This window comes from Natronococcus sp. A-GB7, from assembly GCF_029688865.1.
Lineage (GTDB): Archaea > Halobacteriota > Halobacteria > Halobacteriales > Natrialbaceae > Natronococcus.
Map to the genome: position 1 here is coordinate 26517 of NZ_JARUKV010000018.1, position 18288 is coordinate 44804.

Here is an 18288-nt window from a genome sequence, read left to right on the forward strand (position 1 = left end):
TCGACTGTCGATCGCTCGAGTCGGCTGCTACCGTGGATAATATTGTGATATTAATAAAATACTGCTGATCTACTTTCGACCGACCGTCGACAGCGTTTGGATCGGTACGAGCGTATTATTAGAACCATGATTACTTATCCGGGGTAACCAGAGAACCACCGAATCGGAACGAAAGGTACGAAGATGCGCCAAACGTGGATGTATGGATCGTGTGTAGAACGTGGTGATCCGTCGATCGACTCGTACCTCTCGGAAAGAATAACTATACGTCTCCGTCGTCTGTGGATGGAGAGCAGGCAATACCGCTCGTAAGGTGTTGTATAATAGTGGGACAAATACAGATTATTATGCGAACTCTACCAGCCGACGAGCCGAGCAGTACGTCGACCTCCGAGATGCCGATACGGCTCTCGTTCGAACTATCGGAACAGTGAGGAGCGGCCGCTTCGCGGTCGGATGCGCACCGTCCTGTAAAAACGGATATTACAGAAGTATGTTCGTAATTACTTTCGCTGATCGTCGGGATGATGGATCGCTCGAGCGCACGCCGTTCGAGCAGTTCGAACATCTCCGAGTCAGGAGTGAGCGAGGTTGACCTCGATCTCGTTGGTCGCACCGAGCAGGAGCCCCGGTAGCTCCTCGGTCAACACCTCGCCGCGGAGCCGGTTGGCGGGACCGGCGACGCTGATCGCCGCGACGGCGTCGCCGGAGTCGGATCGGATCGGCGCACCGACGGCGTAGACCCCGCGAACCGACTCCTCGCGGTTGATCGCGTACCCCCGCTCGCGGACCGTCTCGAGGCGGTCCCGGAGCGTCGATCGGTCGGTGATCGTCTTGTCGGTCGCCGCCTCGAGCCCGTGTTCCTCGAGGATCGTCTCGATCCGCTCCTCGGGCAGGTGCGCGAGGATCGCCTTTCCCGCGGCGAACTGGTGTAGCGGGGTTCGCCTGCCGACTCGAGCGTGAGTCCGAACCGAGTGGCGCCCCTCGGCGCCGTAGATGTGGACGCCGACGCCGTGCTCCTCGATCACGCACCAGACCTTCTCGTCGGTCTCCGCGGCGAGTTCGTCGACCTTCGGCTTCGCCGCCTCGAAGACGGGTCGCCGATTCCGAACGTAGGTCCCGTAGTCGAGAAACCACGTTCCGAGCCGGTAGGCCCCGTCCTCCCGGACGACGACGCCCCGGTCCTCGAGCGTTCGGGCGTGGCGGGACGCGGTGCTCTTCGCGATTCCGAGTTCGTCCGCGATCGCTGTCACGCCGGCTCGATCCCGGCGTTTGAGCAGGGCGACGATCTCGAGGGCCGTCTCGACGGTCTCGACCGGTCTGTACCCCGGTTCGGTTTCCATACTAGTACTGGTGAGCGTGCCGACAAAAGGTTTGTTCCCGCTATTCGAACGGTCCGCTCGCTCACGTGGTCTGGGAGTACTCCTCGACCCACTCCTGGAGCGTGATTCCCATCGTCGCCTGCGTGATCGCGTTCGAGGACGCCGAGTTCGCGCTCTTGACGAGTTCCGCTTCGAGCGTCCGTTTCGGGACTTCGCCGAGGAAGTGGGGGATCGCTCGCTGGACGGCGAGCGGACAGCCGACCTCGTGGGCCAGCGCGTACCCCGAGATGGAGTGGGGAATCTCCTCGCTGACGTACCGCGGATCGGGCTCCTCGAGCAGGGCGTCGTCGACGTGGTCGGGATACTCGTAGCACTTCCCGACGTCGTGGAGGAGACACGCGGCGGCGACCGTGTCGACGTCCGGGTCGGCGCCGTGGAACTCCCGCTGCTCGCGGGCGCTCTCGAGCGCGATGCGCGTGACTCCCCGGACGTGTTCGACGTTCGTGACCTCCTGGATGTTCCAGGCGTAGGGGACGTCCTCGACGTCGCGCCAGCCACCGCGCTCCAGGCCGAGTACCCACGCCTCGACGACGCGCTCGCGGAGGTCGGCGTCCTCGATCTCCTCGAGTTCGGGATACGCCTCGCGGACCTGCCGATCGAAGTCGGAATCGGTCATCGCGATCAGCGCTCGCCCTCGCGTTTGACGAGTCGCTCCCGACCGATGAACCGCGGACGCTCGTCGATCGCGAGGAAGTTGTCGACGTCCTCGCGGGCCTCCTTTGCCTTCCCCTTCTCGGGGTCGTAGTCGCGCGATCCCTCGCTGCCGAGCGCGTCGTACAGTTTCTCGAGATCCTCGAAGTAGAGCTCGGCGACGCCGTCGAACTCGGCGTTGTCGGGGTCGGTCGGAAGGACGGTGTTGTACTTGACGACGCCGTCGATCTCGCGGGCGATCGGCGTGTGGTTCGTCTGCCAGTAGTCGACGAACTCCTCGTGGCTCATTCCCTCCTGACGGACGAGGAACGCGGAGTGCTTGTAGAGCCCGTCCGTATCGCCGTCGACCTCGTCCTTCTGGACGATCTCTTCGCCGATGAACCGAGGACGTTCGTCGATCGCGAGGAAGTTGTCGACGTCCTCGCGGGCTTCCTTTGCTTTTCCGCGGTCGGGGTCGTAGTCCCGCGACCCCTCACTGCCGAGCGCGTCGTGTAGTTTCTCGAGGTCCTCGAAGTAGAGCTCGGCGATCCCGTCGAACTCGGCGTGATCGGGCTCCGTGGGGAGGACCTGCTGGTAGCGCACGACGCCGTCGATCTCGCGGGCGATCGGGGTGTGCTCGGTCTGCCAGTAGTCGACGAACTCCTCGTGGCTCATCCCCTCCTGGCGGACGAGGAGGGCGACGTGCTTGTACATCGAACGGTGGTTTTCGGTATAGGATAATAAACCATGAGGCCCATGACCGCTTCCCGGACCTTCTCAGAGCCGACCGCCGCCCACGAACAGCCGCTCGCCCGCCGCCCGCGTCTCGGCGTAGCCGTCGTGGTACTCCATCAACTGAAACAGGGCGCCGGTCGGGTTACTCGGCGGGAGAAACGCCTCCGTCCAGTGTTCGAACTCGGCGCGGTCGACGACGGTGACGCCCCGCTTCTCGAGCGCGGCGACGGCCCGATCGAGATCCGCGGCCTCGAGCGTGACGTGGTGAAGGCCGGGACCGTTTCGCTCGAGAAACTCGGTCAGAAACGACTCCGATCCCTCCTGCGGGGCGATGAGCTCGAGTCGTGAAGCACCCCCTAACACGTACGTCGCCCAGGTGAACGACCCGTACTCGCTTCGCTCCTCGTGGATCTTCTCGCAGCCGAGCGCGAACAGCAGCTCCTCGGCCTCCTCGATCGACTCGACGGCGATCCCGACGTGGTCGACGCGTACCGCTGGCATCTCGGACATAGTTCCGAGAGTCCGCGGATCTCACATAGCTGTTTGGGAGATGCAGGCAGGTATCGCGCCCGAGGGCAACACGTCACACCGATAGAACAAAGTCGGGAGCACCCGACAGCGTAGGTAGATGCTCAAACAGGTCGAGTTTCTGGTCCGGAAGGACGAGTACAGCCACGAGGAGTTCGTCGAGTGGTGGCAGGGCGACCATGCCGACCTCGCGCGCGACCTGCCCGGGCTGAAGCGCTACACCACGTCCGTTCCGACGAACCCCGACGCCGTCGAGTACGACGGCGTGCTCGAGCTCGCCTTCGAGGACATGGCTGCGCTCGAGCACGCCTTCGACTCCGAAACGGGCCAAGCGGTCATAGCCGACGCCGCCGACTACGTCGACTTCGACGCCGGCGAGCGCATGATCGTCGAGGAGACGGTCCACGTCGACGAGGGATGACGACCACCGCCGCCGCACTCGTCGACACCCTCGAGGAACTGGGCGTCGAGTACGTCTTCGGTTACCCCGGTGGGCGCGCGATCGAACTGCTCGAGCACCTGCCGGAGTCGGAGATCGACCTCGTCCGACCCCGTGACGAGCGCGAGGCCAGCGTCATGGCCGAGGCGTACGGCCGACTCACCGGGAACCCGGGAGTGCTCACGGGGCAGGGGCCGTGGATCGGGAGCCTGGGGCTGATGGGACAGCTGGAGGCACGGCTCGGCTCCTCGCCGATGGTCGTGCTCACCGAGGCCTCCGAACGAGGCGAGTACTCGACGTTGGCGCCCTACCAGCAGGCCCGGGGCGATTACGGCGGGTTCAGCCTCCCGAAGATCCTCGACGGCGTCGCAAAGGAGTGGTGGTTCCCCCGGACGCCGATCGAGACGCTCCGGAGCACGCAACTGGCGTTCAAACACGCCGTCGCCGGCCGGCCCGGTCCCACCGCGGTCGTCCTAGACGGAGGGGCGATCACCGACGTAGTACCCGACGACCCGACCCCGCCCGCGTGGGAGGCGACCGGACAGGTCCGGACCTGGGACGCCGCACCGACCCCCGAAGACGTCGCGAGGGCAGTCGAGGCGCTCGAGGACGCGGCCAGGCCCGTGATCGTCGCGGGCAACGGGATCCACGCAGCGAGAGCGTACGACGAGCTCGCCGCGGTCGCCGACGCCTACGACTGTGCCGTCGTCACCTCCTACCTGGGGAAGTCGACGTACCCGGAGACCGACGACCGCGCCGCAGGCGTCATGGGATCGTTCGGCCACGAGGGCGCCAACCGGGTCGTCAGCGAGGCCGACACGTTGCTCGTGGTCGGCTGTCGGCTGAACCCGATGGACACCAACTGGCAGGCGCCCGATTTTATCCGTCCGGAGGAGCAGACGATCGTCCACGCCGACGTCGACGCTCGCAACGCCGGCTGGGTCTACCCCGCCGACGTCGGCCTGATCGGCGACGCGAAGGCGACTCTGGAGGCGCTCGCCGACGCCGGGAGCGGGGAGAACGGGTGGGCGCTCGAGCGGGCGGCCGAGGCCCGGGAGTGGTTCACCGCGCCCGAGTGCGAGGACGACGCGGCCCCGATCAAACCCCAGCGCGCGGCCAAGGAGATTCAACGCGTCGTCGACGAGGAGACGATCGTTACTGCCGACTCCGGGAACAACCGGTTCTGGCTGCTGTACTACCTCCAGACGCCAGCCGTCCGCACCTACTTCGGCAGCGGCGGCGTCGGTGGAATGGGGTGGGCGAACCCGGCCGCGGTGTCAGCGGCGCTCACCACCGGGAAAGACGTGATCGCCGTTGCGGGCGACGGCGGGTTCTCGATGACGATGAACAGCGTCGAGACGGCCGTCGAGTACGGCGTCGCGCCGACGTTCGTCGTGCTGAACGACACCAGCCTCGGGATGGTCCGCCAGATGCAACACGACGAGGGCGACATCGCGGGCGTCGAGTTCCACGACACCGACTTCGTGAAAGTCGCCGAGGCGTTCGGCGCGGTCGGGTGCCGGGTGACCGAACCCGACGAATTCGCCACCGCGCTCGCGGAGGCGAAGGACGCGGACACCCCGCACGTCATCGACGTCCGGATCGATCGTGAGGAGGAGATGGCCGAGGAACTTTCCTCCTCGTTCTACGAGTCGGTCGGCGGACTCCACGAGTAGCACCGGCCCGGACGACCACCAACCTATACGTGAACTATCGACATACCTCGAACACATGACCGACGACAACGCGACCGTGCTGGTAACTGGCGGAACCGGCTTCATCGGTTCCTACGTGGTACAGGATCTGCTCGAGCACGGCCACGACGTCGTGGCCTACGACCTTTCGACCGACACGGAGATCCTCGAGAAACTCGGCGTCGCTGACGACGCCGCGGTGCGACGCGGCGACGTCTCCGAGCCGACGGACGTGATCCGCGCGGTCAGGGAGACAGGGGCGACCCACGTCGTCCACCTCGCCGCACTGCTGACGACGACCGCCCGGGAGAACCCCCGGAGCGCGGCCGACGTGAACATCGTGGGGACGAACAACGTCCTCGAGGCCGCCCGCATCCTCGACGATCAGGTCGAGCGCGTCGCGTGGGCGTCCTCGGCGGCGGCGTACGCTCCGCCGCACAACTACGACGCCGAGTGGGTCGACGAGGACGAACTCCTGTATCCGGATACGCTCTACGGCGCGACCAAGGAGTACAACGAACACCAGGCGCGGGTCTACCACGAGGACTACGACCTCGACCACGTCGCGCTCCGTCCGACGGTCGCCTACGGCCCCTACCGCGAGACCGGCGGATCGGCGTTCCTCGCGAACATCATCGAGAAACCTGCACTCGGCGAGTCCTACAGCGTCGAGTACGGCGACCAGGCGATCGACTGGCAACACGTCGAGGACATCGCCCAGGCGTTCCGGAAGGCGGCCTTCACTCCGGAGTCGGAGCTGACCCAGCGCATCTACAACGTCCGCGGCGTGCTGGCGACGGTTCGGGAGGCGGCCGAAACCGTCGAATCGATCGTTCCCGACGCCGATCTCGAGGTCTCCGATGACGGCGAACTCCCGTGGACGCAGAACCTCGATATGACCAAGGCTCAGGAAGATCTGGGCTACGAACCCGCCTACGACCTCGAGTCGGGCTTCCGGAAGTACATCAACGTCCTCCGGGAGGAGGCGGGACTCGAGCCCGTGTAGTCGCTCGGCCGGCTGCTCCCGACGTCTTCGAACCGGGGTCCACGGCTGCCCGTGACGACCGCCCCGATCCCGCACGGTAATCGAGGACTGGCAGTCGCCTGCAACCTATTTATTGGTAGTCGTCGTGCCAGGACCATGGCACTCGAACACACGCCAGCGGCGGATCACCCGCTCGACCCGCTCTCACCGGACGAGATCGAGTCGGCTTACGGGATTCTGACGAACGAACTGGAGCTCGGCGACTCGAGTCTCTGTATCAAGATCGAACTGGCGGAGCCGACGAAGGACGCGCTCGCGGCGTACGACGACGGCGGCGACGCTCCGGACCGCCGAGCGCGGATCGTCATCAGGGACGGTGCCGAGCGGAGGACGATCGAAGCGGTCGTCTCGCTGGACGAGGACGCCGTCGTCTCCTGGGAGCACGTCGAGGGTGCCCAGCCCTCGATCGCGATCGAGGAGTTCATCGCCTGCGAGGAGACGGTCAAGGGGAACGCGGAGTGGCAGGCGGCCCTCGAGCGCCGCGCGATCGAGAACACCGATCGGGCGATGGTCGACCCGTGGTCGGTCGGCCACGAGTTCGTCCCCGAGGACGTCGATCGCTCGAAACGGTTAGCACACGGACTCACCTTCCTCCGGCCGAGCGAGGACGACGGCGACGAGGGGTACGCCAGGCCGGTGACCGGCGTCCACACCTTCGTCGACCTCGACCGAATGGAAGTCGTGAAAGTCGTCGACTACGGTTCACCGGACGAGGACGACCCGCTCCCGCCCGAGGGGATGGCCTACCGCGAGGACGATGTCGACCTGCGCGAGGACCTGACCGCGTACAACGTCGACCAGCCGGACGGGCCGAGCTGGAGCGTCGAGGGCCAGAAGCTCGAGTGGCAGGGGTGGCACATGCGCGTCGGCTGGACCCAGCGCGAGGGGCTCGTCCTGTACGACGTCGGCTACGAGGACGACGGCGAGGTGCGCTCGATCATCGACCGCGCGTCGTGTGCCGAGATGTCCGTGCCGTACGGGACGACGGACATCAACGACCGGTTCAAGAACGCGATGGACGTCGGCGAGTACAACATCGGTCGCCTCACGAAGTCGCTGACCAACGGCTGTGACTGCCTCGGCCACATGCACTACTGGGACGCCGTCATGAACACCGCCGGGGGCGAGGCGAACGTCCTCGAGAACGCGATCTGTCTCCACGAGGAGGACAACGGCACGCTCTGGGAGCGAAGCGACTGGCGAACCGGAAGCGACGAGGTCCGCAGGCGCCGGCGGCTGGTCGTCTCCTTCGTCGCCGCCGTGGGCAACTACGACTACATCTTCAACTGGTACTTCTACCAGGACGCCTCGATGGAGGTCGAGGTCCGGCTGACTGGAATCGACAGCGTCTCCGCCGTCGGTCCGGACGAGGACCCGTCGGGGTACGGCGAACTCGTCGCCCCGCAGCTCAACGGCCCGATCCACCAGCACTTCTTCAACTTCCGGCTGGACGTGAACGTCGACGACGGCCCGAACTCGCTGTACCGTGTCGAGAACCAGCAGGTTCCCGCTGGCCCGGGTGGTCTCGATCCGATGGGCGAGGCCGACGACCGCACCCACAACCCCGGCGGGAACGCCTTCTACGCGAGCCGCGAGAAACTGGCGAGCGAGGAGGTGGCGAAGGAGCTGATCGACCCGCTGAAGGGACGCTACTGGCAGGTCGTCAACCCCGAGGAGACGAACCGGCTCGACAAACCGACCGGCTACCGACTGATGCCCGGCGGCAACGTCGAGGCGGCGGTCCAGCCCGACTCGAGCGTGATGAAACGCTCCGGGTTCATTAAGTACCACCTGTGGGCAACGCCCTTCCGCGAGGACGAACGGTATCCGTCGGGTCGGTACCCGAACCAGCATCCCGGCGGCGCGGGGCTCCCGGCGTGGACCGCGGCGGACCGTGACCTCGAGGCGGAGGACCTCGTCCTGTGGTATACGCTCGGGGTGAACCACGTCACGCGGCCCGAGGACTGGCCGATCCTCCCGGTGCAGGTCTACAGCTTCAAGCTGCAACCGGTCAACTTCTTCGAGGAGAGCCCGGCGATCGACGTCCCGCCTCAGCACGCGATCGAGGGCCAGGACGTCCCGGGCCACGGCGAGGGTTGCTCGGCCGACGCGGACGACGACTGACTCATCGTGACTCAGTCGGGGGCGTCGATCGACCCCTCCTTCCGATCCAGGATACGACGGACCTCGTCACCCTCAAGCAGGTCGACCAGGTCCTCGCCGCCGTTTCGGTACGCCTCGAGCTGTTCCTCGTCCAGATAGTCTTCGATCTCGTCGTCCTCGAGGAGCGACTCGAGGGCGTCGTCGATGTCTTCCGGGTCGTATCCGGGAACTGGCATGTGGTGCCGTACCACGTCAGGGCCCTTATACCGTGGCATCGCTTCCCAGCCACCCGACAGCGGTACGATTTAGTAGATTCCCCTGATACGTCACCCCATGACGTTCCACGACCGCGACTACATGGAGGGAACGCTGGGCACCCAGGCCGTCGACTGGGAGGAACGGATCGACACCCAGCGGCTGCGCGAGGAGCGCAAGGAGCGGGCGCTCTCCCGGCTGCAGGAGACCGACCTCGGCGCAATGTTGCTCCTCTCGGATCCGAACATCCGGTACGTGACCGGGCTGGCGATGACCGGCGGCAGTGGCGCCGACCACTACACCCTGCTCACCGAGGACGGCGACGTCGTCCACTGGGACACTGCCGACCACGCGAGCAACCAGCAGGCGAACTGCCCCTGGCTCCACGACATCCGGTACGCCTGTCCCGGACTCGGCAACGTGCCTCGCGCCTCCGGCAGCGCGTCGGCGCGACGGTTCCTGCTGTCGACGATGGCCGAGACGGTCCACGAGGCCATGGAGGAGTACGGCGTCGCCGACGAGAAACTCGGCGTCGATGTCGGCAACCGGGGACTGCTCGAGGCTCTCGAGGACCGCGGCCTCGAGACCGACCCCGAAACTGCGCAGTCGGTGATGGAAGACGCCCGGAAGATCAAGACCACCGAGGAGATCGAGTGCCTGCGCCAGGTCGCGGCGATCTGCGAGGCCGGCTTCCAGCGGATCAAAGAGTCCGCGAGGCCCGGAAAGCGCGAGAACGAGGTCTGGGGCGAAGCCGTGCAAGAACTCTGGCGCCACGGCGCCTTCGTCGGCGGAGGATACCTCACCTCCGGGCCGAACACCTGGCCGAAACACCAGGCCAACACGACCGACCGGGCGATCCGGCCCGGCGACCTCGTCTACGCCGACTTCTACAACATCGGCTATCTGGGCTATCGATCCTGCTACTACCGCACCTTCTCGATGGGCGAGCCGACCGAGGAGCAGAAACGGGCCTACGAGACAGCCCGGGACAACCTCTACGACGTCCTCGAGCGGATCGAACCCGGTGCGACGACCGACGAGATCGCACAGGGCTTCCCCGATATGGAGGGCGAGCACGCCGACTACTACGACGCCGAGGAACACTGGCAGCTGACGACCAACCACTGGGCCCACGGGCTCGGCCTGCAGCTGTACGAGGTCCCGCTGATCTGGCGGGGGCTCTCGCCGGACCACCCCATCGAGATCGAGGAGGGGATGACGATGGCCGTCGAGACCCAGGAGCCCGCGGGCCGGCAGGGCGTCCGCGTCGAGGAGATGGTCGTCGTTCGATCGGACGGCGTCGAGATCCTGAGCCAGTGGCCCGTCGAGGAGATCACCGTTATCGACTACTGAACGCGCTGTAACGTCTGCCTGCCTCTGTACTCGGGGTAGTATGCGTCGCTCGTTTCGACAACTCGCTCAACGGCGGAGAGTGACTCACATCGAACTGGAATACCATCACTAGCTGGTTCGCTAACAATTATACCGAGTCCCGGTGATACGGTGAGTATGAAACTCGGGACTGGCCTCTTTACCGCCCAGCGGCGGCCCGGCGACGACCGCGAGCCCAGCGCACTGTACGACGAGGTTCTGCGGCTGACTCGCGAGATCGAGGACGCGGGCCTGGACAGCGCGTGGGTGTCCGAACACCACTTCGAGGAAGACGGCTACCTTTCAGGGACGATGCCGACGCTGGGGGCGATGGCCGCCGAGAGCGACGACCTCGAGATCGGCAGCTGCGTCGCGCTCGGGCCGCTGTACGACCCGATCCGGCTCGCCGAAGATTCGGCAACCGTCGACCTGCTCTCGAGCGGACGGCTCACGCTCGGGCTCGCCATCGGTTCGAACCCGCGGGAGTTCGACGTCTTCGACGTTCCGCGCGAGGAACGCGCCGAACGGCTCGCGGATCTCGTTCCGTTTCTGCGAGGCGCCTGGAGCGAGGGTGACCTCGAGTACGACGCCGACTTCCACGACGTGCCGACGGACGTCTCGATCACGCCGAAGCCCGTCGGTGGGGACGTGCCGGTTATGCTCGGGGGCGCGGCCAAACCCGCCGTCAGGCGCGCGGCCAGAGTCGGTGACGGCTGGTGTGCCCCGTCCGCACTCTCGCTCGAGGGCGTCGAGAAACGCGTCGCGGACATCCGGACCGTTCGCGAGGCGGAGGGACTCGAGGAAGAGTTCACGATCTACGTCCTCCAGCACGGCTGGGTCGGCGACTCCCGCGAGGCGGCCTGGGAGGCGATGCGCGACGGCTACTTCTACCTCCAGCGCCGCTACGCGGAGATCTTCTCGGGCGAGTCGGTCGACGAACTCGACGAGGAGCGCAAGGGGGAACTGAAGGAGCAGGCCATCTTCGGCACGCCCGAGCAGGTCGCCGACGAACTCGAGACCTACCGCGAGGCGCTGGGCGACGACGTCCACTTCATCCTTCGGACGTATTACCCCGGCGTCGACACCGAGGAGACGGTCGACTGTGTCCATCGGCTCGGCGACGAGGTCGCACCCGAACTCCGGTAACTCGAGTCGAATCGCGGTCGAACAGAACTAACCGGTTTTGTAGACGCCTCGAGCGTCGGCGATCAGTGTATCCTCCTCTGCCGTGTAGACCTCGACGTCGACGGTCCCGACGTCGCTGCCACAGCGCACCACGTCGGCCTCGGCGTAGAGATCGCCCGTCCCCGCGCTGAGGTAGTCGATACGCATGTCGATCGTCGGGACGGGCTGGTCGACCAGCGAGACTAGCGCCGCGCCGCCGACGGTGTCGGCTAGCGTGAACGTGACGCCGCCGTGGGCCATCAGTTCGTCCTCGTTCCAGGAGAGCTCCTCGCGCATCTCGAGACGTCCCTCGGCGTAGCCGTCGGCACACTCCGTGATCTCGATTCCCAGCAGGGACGCAAAGGGCATCCCCTCGAAGAACGCTTCGATATCCATGCAACACGGTGCCGTACGAATCCTAATAAAAGTAGCAGACCGCTCGCGATCCCCGGATCGAGCGCGTCAGCGGTGATCGTAGACGCGCTTGACCTTCCCTACCTCCGTCCGCTCGATCGTTCCGTACTCGACCAGTTCGAGGACGTCGGGTCGGATGGAGAGGACGTTCCGCAGCCGCTCGAGGACCGCCTCCCGGAGCGCCTCGCGGTCGCCGTCGAACCCCTCCGTCAGCTCGACGGTCAGCGCCAGCCGATCCAGTTCGTCCTCGCGGGAGAGGTCGATCCGGTAGTACGGCGCCACCGCGTCGAACTCGAGGACGACGTCCTCGATCTGGCTCGGGTACAGGTTGGCCCCACGGACGATGAGTCGGTCGTCAGCCCGGCCCGTGACGCTGCCCATCCGGACAGTCGTCCGACCGCACGCACACTCGTCGAACGTGAGCGACGTGAGATCACCGGTCCGATACCGGAGGACGGGCAGGGCTTCCTTCGACAGTGAGGTCAACACCAGCTCGCCCTCCTCGCCCTCGGGGAGGGTCTCGCCCGTCTTCGGATCGACGACCTCGGGGTAGAAGTGATCCTCCCAGACGTGCATCCCGTTCTGGGCCTCGCGACACTCGACGGCGACGCCCGGACCGATCAGCTCCGAGAGCCCGTAGTTCTCGATCCCGATCGCACCGAGGTGCTCCTCGATCGCCTCGCGCATCGGCTCCGTACAGGGTTCGGCGCCGTAGAGCACCGTCGAGAGCGGCAGCTCGCGGGGATCGACACCCATCTCGCGGGCGGTCTCGGCGAAGTACAGCGCGTACGAGGGGGTACAGGCGATGGCGTCGCTCTCGAGGTCGCGGGCGAGTTCGACCTGTCGCTGGGTGTTCCCGCTTCCCGACGGGATCACCGTCGCGCCGAGGGCCTCGGCACCGCCGTGGAACCCCAGGCCGCCGGTGAAGAGGCCGTAGCCGTAGGCGTTCTGGACGGTGTCTCCCGATTCGATCCCCGCGGCTTCCAGCGACCGAGCCATCACCTCGTCCCACAGCTCGAGGTCGCGCTCGGTGTAGCCGACGATCTTGGGTTTGCCAGTCGTGCCCGACGAGGCGTGGATACGCAGGAGTTCGTCGCCGTCGACGGCGAAGAGGCCGTCCGGATACTCGTCGCGGAAATCCTCCTTCGTCGTGAACGGCAGCCGCTCGAGGTCGTCGACCGACTGGACGTCCTCGGGCGAGACTCCGGCCTCGTCGAGCCGCTCACAGTAGAACGGGACGTTCTCGTAGGCGTGAGCGACGGTGTCGCGGAGCCGCTCGGACTGCAGCTCCCGGCGCTCCTCGCGAGCGGCTCGCTCGGTGGTACCTGCCATGGCTCGTCCCGAACCCACGACACCGAGTACCAAAGTTTTGATCCCCGGTCGCCGACGGGCGCGTTCGCTCGCGGTCGACGGCTGGAAAAAACGAACGTCGGCTCGACTACTCGAACTTCTCGAACGGCTGCTCGCAGGCGTTGCAGTAGTGCATCGACCGACAGAGCGACGGCCCCTTCGGGTGTTCGCGGACGGTGTCGGTCGACTCGCAGTACGGACACTCCGCGCCCGCGTCCTCGCCGCTGGTCGTGACGCTCGGGTCTCGGCTCCGTCTCATATGCTCAGTCCGAACTCCCGGAGGTCCGTTTTCCCCTGCTCGGTCACCATCTCGATCGTCCACTCGGGGCTCCAGACGAGGCGCACCTCGGCGTCCTCGACGCCCCCGACGTCGGCTGCCGTCTCCTGAACCTGTTCGGTGAGCATGTCCCTGGCCGGACAGCCCGAGTAGGTCAGCGTCATGTCGACGACCGCGCGTCCGTCCTCGACGGTCACGCCGTAGATCAGCCCGAGGTCGACGATGCTGATCGGCATCTCGGGGTCCTCGATCCCGTAGAGGGCCTCCCAGACGTCGGCCTCGACGCCCGTGGCGTCCTCGCCGGTCGCCGGCAGTTCCTCTGCGCCCTCGCCCTCTCGGTACTCCGTGTACGCACACGGCGTCGCGTCCGCGTCCGGATCCGGTATCTCGCTGCTCATTCCGGTTTCTCCATGATTTTGGTAGTCTCGCTGCGCCCGAGGTCGCGGTACGTGTGGGTCAGCTCGTCGTGAAGGTCGAACCACGCGTCGGTGTGACTCCCGTCCCGGCCGCGCTCCTCGGGGAGCATCTCTTCGGTGATCTCGAAGGTGTCGTCGTCGACCTGCGCGCTGACCGGCAGTTCGAGCTCGAGGGACTCGAGGTAGGGGACGACGATCGAGAGCCACTCTTCGCCCAGCTCCTCGAGGGTTGCGTCGCGAAGCCCCAGGTCGACGATATCGCGTTCGACCTCCCGATCGACCGGTTCGAAGAGGGTGAGGGCGTGTGGGAACAGCCGATCGAGGGCGTCCTGCAGGCGCTCGTGGCCCTCCTCACCCTCGGCGAGCCGTTCGACCCAGTTCTGGGCGTGCTCTAAGTGGTAGGCCTCCTCGCTCTGGATCTTGCCAACGCGGTCGGCGATCTTCGGGTACGCCGAGTCCTCGAGGGCTTCGAGCCGGAGCTCCTCGGCGGCGTCGTAGAGGTACGATCGCAGCACGGCGTCGGCCCAGTCGCCCTCCTCGAAGGAACGTTCGACGAGCGTGGTGTGGCGGAAATCGGCGGGATCGCGCTCGTAGATCAGCTCCTGCTCCTCGAAGCCGAGGTCCTCGAGGACGTCGTACCACAGCCGCGCGTGGCCGAGCTCGTCCTGGGCGTTGTTCGCCAGCGCGAGGTCCGACTCGAGGCTGGGTGCCTGAACCTGCCACTCGGTGTAGCGCTCGGCCAGCACGAACTCGTCGTCCGCGAGGCGCTTCAGCAGCGTCTCGAGGGCGTCGCGCTCGCGGGCGTCAAGCTCGGTTGGGCTCTCGAGGCTCATCAGTCGTCACCCCGCTGGCGCTCGGCGGTCGCCTGTTCGTCCTCGCTCTCGACGACCTCGACGGCGTCCTCGCCGGTCGTGTTGTAGGCCGTCGCCCACCGGTAGCTCTTGTCGGTCGTCCCGCCGAAGGCGACGTCCTCGGTGTCGATCTCGCCGATCTCCTCGCGGGGAACGACCCAGAGGCTGTTCGTCGGCTTCCGGCGGCCGTGCTGGATCGCGGCGAACTGCTTTGCCATCTCGCGGTCGGGCGCGTGAACGTTGCCGCAGTGGGCGTGGTACCCTCCCGTCTTCTCCTGGCGGAACACTTCCCAGATCATGGTCAGTCGGCCGCCTGCGGCGCGTGGCCGCCGGCGGTGGTTGCGTCGCCTTCGATCGTGTCGCGGACCCACTGGACCGCGTCCTGTGCCTGCTTGCGGCCGTTGATCTGGCCGAGACCGGGCTCGTAGTCGTTCTTCGCGATCGTGAAGAACTCGTCCCAGTCCAGATCACCCTCCTCGACGGCGTAGGTGCCGTCGTCGCGCTCGCGAATGCGCGGTTCGTCGGGAATCTCGAGGCCGTGTTTGCGAGCTTTGGGAATGTACTGGTCGAGGAAGGCGTCCCGGAGTTCGTCGTTGGACTGCTGTTTGAGTCCGACAGAAGCAGCGAAGTCGTGGTGGGTGCTCTTGTCGTCGGTGGGCCCGAAGAACTGGATGATGCGGGGCCACCACTCCTCGAAGGCTTCCTGGGTCATTTCCTGTTCCTTACGCGAGCCGGTCATGAGCTCCTTGAGGATGTCCTCGCCATGTTTGACGTGAAAACCCTCCTCGAAGCAGACCTTGTCCATCGCGTGGGCGTATGGCTCCCAGCTGGTCCGGCGAAGCGTCGCCTGCCGGCGCATCGCGGCGCCGTCGACGAAAAACGAGATCATCGGAATCTCGACCCAGCTCTTCAGCGGGTAGTGAAAGCAGTTGAGGAACTTGCCGTCCCCGTTCGCGAGGTCCTCGAGCATCTCCTCGCGAGTCTTGACGCCCAGCGACTCGGCGGCACGGTACAGCAGTTGCCCGTGGCCGATCTCGTCCTGGACCTTCGCCGAGAACGCCAGCTTCCGGTCGATGCTCGGCGCCTGGCGAATAAACGGCCGCTCTAAGTACGCGCCCATGATCTCGCTGTTGGCGTGGAACTCGATCATCCGCGTCGCAGCCTCCCGGTACTCCTGCGGAAGGTCGTCTGCGGGGCTGAACTCCCGCGGCCCCGCACGTGTTTTGACTGTGTCCAGATCCATGGTTATAAACCACGATAGATACGTTCTTAGCAGTTGACCGCCACATACGGGGGTTTTAAATCATACGACATCTACGATCCGAACAGGTTCGCCGTGATCGAAGAGTGCCTGACCGTCGAGTTCCGAGTTCGCAACGACGACTGTCCGCTCGCGGAGGCGACCGAGTCGACCGGCGTTCAGATCGACGCACGACCTCCACAGCGACGCAGCGACGGCTACGACCTTCTGCAGTTCAGCGCGCCGACGAGCGACCGACTGACCCGACTGCTCGACGACGACGATCGAATTTCGCACCTGCACGTCTCGAGAACCGACGGTCGATCCCGGTATCGGTGCCTCTCGAAGCACCCGTGCGTGATCCGGCGACTGATCGACGGCGGCCTCATCGTCGAAACGCTGCAGTACCGCGACGGTGCGGCGACGATCTTCGGTGCGGTTGTCGGCCGCGACGTCCTCAAGGGCGTTATGGAGGCCGCCGGCGAGACCGTCGGCGTCAGACTCGAGCGCGTTTCCCCGCTCGAGGCCGAGACCACCGAGTCGCCGGCCCGGCGGTGGGAGCTGACGCCGGCCCAGGAGGAGTGTCTTCGGGCGGCCCTCGAGGCGGGCTACTTCCGGATTCCGCGGGAAGCCAGCTCCGAGGACGTCGCGGCGGCGCTCGGGATTAGCAAGTCGGCGTTTCTCGAGCGACTTCGCCGTGCCGAGGCGACGCTGTTCGAGCAAATGTTCTCCTAACGAACTCGAGAGCCCGGCGTCGACAGCTTCGACTCGCCCGGAAACGTCCGGTTCCGTCGGGCGGATCTCGAAGTAAACTATTTATGCTGTGGTTTTGATGCGTGTCACATGGCGTACAGCTACGAGCCACATCACTTCGAGGACTTCGAGGAAGGACAGACGTTCCAAAGCGTCGGACGCACGGTAACGGAGGCCGACTTCGTCATGCACTCGGCGCTGGCCGGCGACTGGACGGAACTACACACGAACAAGGAGTATGCCGAGGACAGCGCGTTCGGCGAGCGGATCGCCCACGGTCCGATGACGTTCGTCCAGGCGACCGGGTTCGTCTACCGAACCGGTATCGTCGAGCGGACCGCGTTCGCGTTCCTCGGAATGAACTATATGGATCTCCCGAACCCGGTCCACATCGGCGACACGCTTTCGCTCGAGATCGAAGTCACCGAAACCAAAGACGCCGGGAGCCGCGACGACGCCGGACTGGTCGTCCTCGACACCGAGATGACCAATCAGGACGGAACTGTGGTTTTCCAGGGCGATATGAAGTTCCTGATCAAAACCAGGGGGTGAGGCGTTTCGTCCGAGACGGTTCGCTGTACCGACGTACCGGCGTGACCGCAGCACAGTCGCGGTTACGCCGGAACGGTGTCTCGGCAATCGGTCCGAACGATACTGTCACTAAAGATCCGTCCTATGACAACACTACCGAAAGAATGGTAGTATATTGATCTGAGATTACCTAGTAAATATAAAAAAACTGATTGAAATCGTTCCAAAATCGTGAGTGTCCTACTCAGGCTCCTCAGACGGTTTATATGCCATCTACCGATAATCGTGACGTCGGACTATAGCCGTGCGACGTTCTTTTTGCATTTTCAGTTCCTGTTTCGGATCTGAGCGCTGTCTCCCGTCGATCTGGCCGAGAAGACCGTCGGAGAGAAGCTCTGTATCCGACAATTGAACTTATACATATATTTTTCTGATATGTTGGGAATTTGCTCGATGGTGCGGTAGCTTTCGCTCGGTGTCGTCTGACGAGTACGTTCGCCGATGTAGCCCGGACTGTTCGAGTCCGAACATTTACCTCCGCCCTCAGTGTGGATAGGCGTAATGTCACTGCTCGTTCCGTTCGACGGATCGGTGCTCGCGAGGAAGGCACTCGAGCGCGCTTCGACGTTCGGCGATCTCCTCGAGGAAGATGTGGTCGCCCTGACGGTCGTTCCCGACGACGAGGAGTACGCTCGAGATCGGGGCTGGATCGGAGAGGGTGAACCGTTCGACCCCGAGACGATCGCCTCGGGGATGCAACGGCGCGTCGCAGACGTCGATCCGGAAGCGACGTTTCGCGTCGAGCGCGTCACCTCCGACGAACCGACCGCGACGGCGACGACGAACGTCGTCCGCGAGATCAAGCGGATCGCCGGCGAGATCGGTGCCAGCGTCGTCTTCATCGGCTCGGAGAACGCGGGCTCGGTGATCTCTCCGCAGTCGAGCGTCGGCAGTCCCGTCGCGAACGACCACCGGTACGACGTCTACGTCGTCCGTCACTCCGACTCCGAGGTCGGCGACATCGAGGACGTCGACTCCGTACGCTCGTAGCGTTCGCGTCGACCGTCCCGAGGGCGAGTGGGATCGGCTCGAGGGCGGCGACCGGAGGAA

The 18288-nt window shown here is 65.4% G+C and carries 21 protein-coding genes; 9 read left to right on the forward strand and 12 right to left on the reverse strand.

Going from position 1 to position 18288, the window contains the following annotated elements:
- Positions 1-575 precede the first annotated feature (575 nt).
- From QA609_RS16035 to QA609_RS16050, 4 genes are all read right to left on the reverse strand, one after another.
- The gene (locus tag QA609_RS16035) at positions 576-1343 is read right to left on the reverse strand and encodes an IclR family transcriptional regulator (protein WP_278303612.1); all 768 of its coding nucleotides are present in this window, start codon (positions 1341-1343) and stop codon (positions 576-578) included.
- A 61-nt stretch (positions 1344-1404) separates the two neighbouring features.
- A complete protein-coding gene (locus QA609_RS16040) occupies positions 1405-1998 on the reverse strand; it encodes an HD domain-containing protein (RefSeq protein ID WP_278303613.1) in 594 nt (197 codons plus the stop codon).
- Between the two features lie 5 nt (positions 1999-2003).
- Positions 2004-2726, reverse strand: a complete 723-nt coding sequence (locus QA609_RS16045; protein ID WP_278303614.1) for an EthD domain-containing protein — start codon at positions 2724-2726, stop codon at positions 2004-2006.
- A 63-nt stretch (positions 2727-2789) separates the two neighbouring features.
- The gene (locus tag QA609_RS16050; protein WP_278303615.1) at positions 2790-3257 is read right to left on the reverse strand and encodes a VOC family protein; all 468 of its coding nucleotides are present in this window, start codon (positions 3255-3257) and stop codon (positions 2790-2792) included.
- Positions 3258-3375: 118 nt separating this feature from the next.
- Between QA609_RS16050 and QA609_RS16055 the strand changes: the two genes are divergently transcribed.
- The 4 genes from QA609_RS16055 (at position 3376) to QA609_RS16070 (ending at position 8577) form a co-directional block, all read left to right on the forward strand.
- Entirely contained in the window at positions 3376-3696 is a 321-nt protein-coding gene (locus tag QA609_RS16055) for an EthD family reductase (RefSeq protein ID WP_278303616.1), read from the forward strand.
- Positions 3693-5390: a thiamine pyrophosphate-binding protein gene (locus QA609_RS16060; RefSeq protein ID WP_278303617.1), complete on the forward strand. Its 1698-nt coding sequence runs from the start codon at positions 3693-3695 to the stop codon at positions 5388-5390. The genes QA609_RS16055 and QA609_RS16060 overlap by 4 nt, the downstream gene beginning before the upstream one ends.
- 55 nt (positions 5391-5445) lie before the next feature.
- Entirely contained in the window at positions 5446-6414 is a 969-nt protein-coding gene (locus QA609_RS16065) for an NAD(P)-dependent oxidoreductase (protein WP_278303618.1), read from the forward strand.
- A gap of 135 nt (positions 6415-6549) precedes the next feature.
- Positions 6550-8577, forward strand: a complete 2028-nt coding sequence (locus QA609_RS16070) for a primary-amine oxidase (RefSeq protein WP_278303619.1) — start codon at positions 6550-6552, stop codon at positions 8575-8577.
- 11 nt (positions 8578-8588) lie between these two features.
- Here QA609_RS16070 and QA609_RS16075 read toward each other — a convergent pair whose 3' ends face one another.
- On the reverse strand, positions 8589-8792 hold the full coding sequence (locus tag QA609_RS16075; RefSeq protein ID WP_278303620.1) for a hypothetical protein: 204 nt from the start codon (positions 8790-8792) through the stop codon (positions 8589-8591).
- Between the two features lie 97 nt (positions 8793-8889).
- Between QA609_RS16075 and QA609_RS16080 the strand changes: the two genes are divergently transcribed.
- Entirely contained in the window at positions 8890-10164 is a 1275-nt protein-coding gene (locus QA609_RS16080; protein WP_278303621.1) for a M24 family metallopeptidase, read from the forward strand.
- 156 nt (positions 10165-10320) lie between these two features.
- A complete protein-coding gene (locus QA609_RS16085; RefSeq protein WP_278303622.1) occupies positions 10321-11328 on the forward strand; it encodes an LLM class flavin-dependent oxidoreductase in 1008 nt (335 codons plus the stop codon).
- A gap of 27 nt (positions 11329-11355) precedes the next feature.
- Here the strand turns inward: QA609_RS16085 and QA609_RS16090 are convergent, their stop codons facing one another.
- The 7 genes from QA609_RS16090 to paaA all read right to left on the reverse strand — a co-directional run bounded on the left by QA609_RS16090 (position 11356) and on the right by paaA (position 15897).
- Positions 11356-11742 carry a PaaI family thioesterase gene (locus tag QA609_RS16090; RefSeq protein WP_278303623.1) on the reverse strand — a complete coding sequence of 129 codons (387 nt, stop codon included), beginning with the start codon at positions 11740-11742 and terminating at the stop codon, positions 11356-11358.
- A 66-nt stretch (positions 11743-11808) separates the two neighbouring features.
- A complete protein-coding gene (gene paaK / locus QA609_RS16095; protein ID WP_278303624.1) occupies positions 11809-13092 on the reverse strand; it encodes a phenylacetate--CoA ligase PaaK in 1284 nt (427 codons plus the stop codon).
- A gap of 106 nt (positions 13093-13198) precedes the next feature.
- Positions 13199-13369 (reverse strand): 1,2-phenylacetyl-CoA epoxidase subunit PaaE, encoded by a 171-nt coding sequence (paaE, locus tag QA609_RS16100; protein WP_005556097.1) that lies wholly within the window; start codon positions 13367-13369, stop codon positions 13199-13201.
- Positions 13366-13785 carry a 1,2-phenylacetyl-CoA epoxidase subunit PaaD gene (paaD, locus tag QA609_RS16105; RefSeq protein WP_278303625.1) on the reverse strand — a complete coding sequence of 140 codons (420 nt, stop codon included), beginning with the start codon at positions 13783-13785 and terminating at the stop codon, positions 13366-13368. The genes paaE and paaD overlap by 4 nt, the downstream gene beginning before the upstream one ends.
- Complete coding sequence (gene paaC / locus QA609_RS16110; protein ID WP_278303626.1) at positions 13782-14636, reverse strand: 1,2-phenylacetyl-CoA epoxidase subunit PaaC; 855 nt, start codon at positions 14634-14636, stop codon at positions 13782-13784. Before paaC ends, paaD begins: the two co-directional genes overlap by 4 nt.
- A complete protein-coding gene (gene paaB, locus QA609_RS16115) occupies positions 14636-14953 on the reverse strand; it encodes a 1,2-phenylacetyl-CoA epoxidase subunit PaaB (protein ID WP_278303627.1) in 318 nt (105 codons plus the stop codon). Before paaB ends, paaC begins: the two co-directional genes overlap by 1 nt.
- Positions 14954-14955: 2 nt before the next feature.
- On the reverse strand, positions 14956-15897 hold the full coding sequence (gene paaA / locus QA609_RS16120; RefSeq protein ID WP_278303628.1) for a 1,2-phenylacetyl-CoA epoxidase subunit PaaA: 942 nt from the start codon (positions 15895-15897) through the stop codon (positions 14956-14958).
- Between the two features lie 93 nt (positions 15898-15990).
- Here paaA and QA609_RS16125 point away from each other — a divergent pair, with 93 nt between their 5' ends.
- The 3 genes from QA609_RS16125 (at position 15991) to QA609_RS16135 (ending at position 18228) form a co-directional block, all read left to right on the forward strand.
- Positions 15991-16629, forward strand: coding sequence for a helix-turn-helix domain-containing protein (locus QA609_RS16125; RefSeq protein ID WP_278303629.1), 639 nt, complete (start codon positions 15991-15993; stop codon positions 16627-16629).
- Positions 16630-16737: 108 nt separating this feature from the next.
- Positions 16738-17199, forward strand: a complete 462-nt coding sequence (locus tag QA609_RS16130) for a MaoC/PaaZ C-terminal domain-containing protein (protein WP_278303630.1) — start codon at positions 16738-16740, stop codon at positions 17197-17199.
- Positions 17200-17739: 540 nt separating this feature from the next.
- Complete coding sequence (locus tag QA609_RS16135) at positions 17740-18228, forward strand: universal stress protein (RefSeq protein WP_278303631.1); 489 nt, start codon at positions 17740-17742, stop codon at positions 18226-18228.
- The last annotated feature ends 60 nt before the right edge of the window (positions 18229-18288 follow it).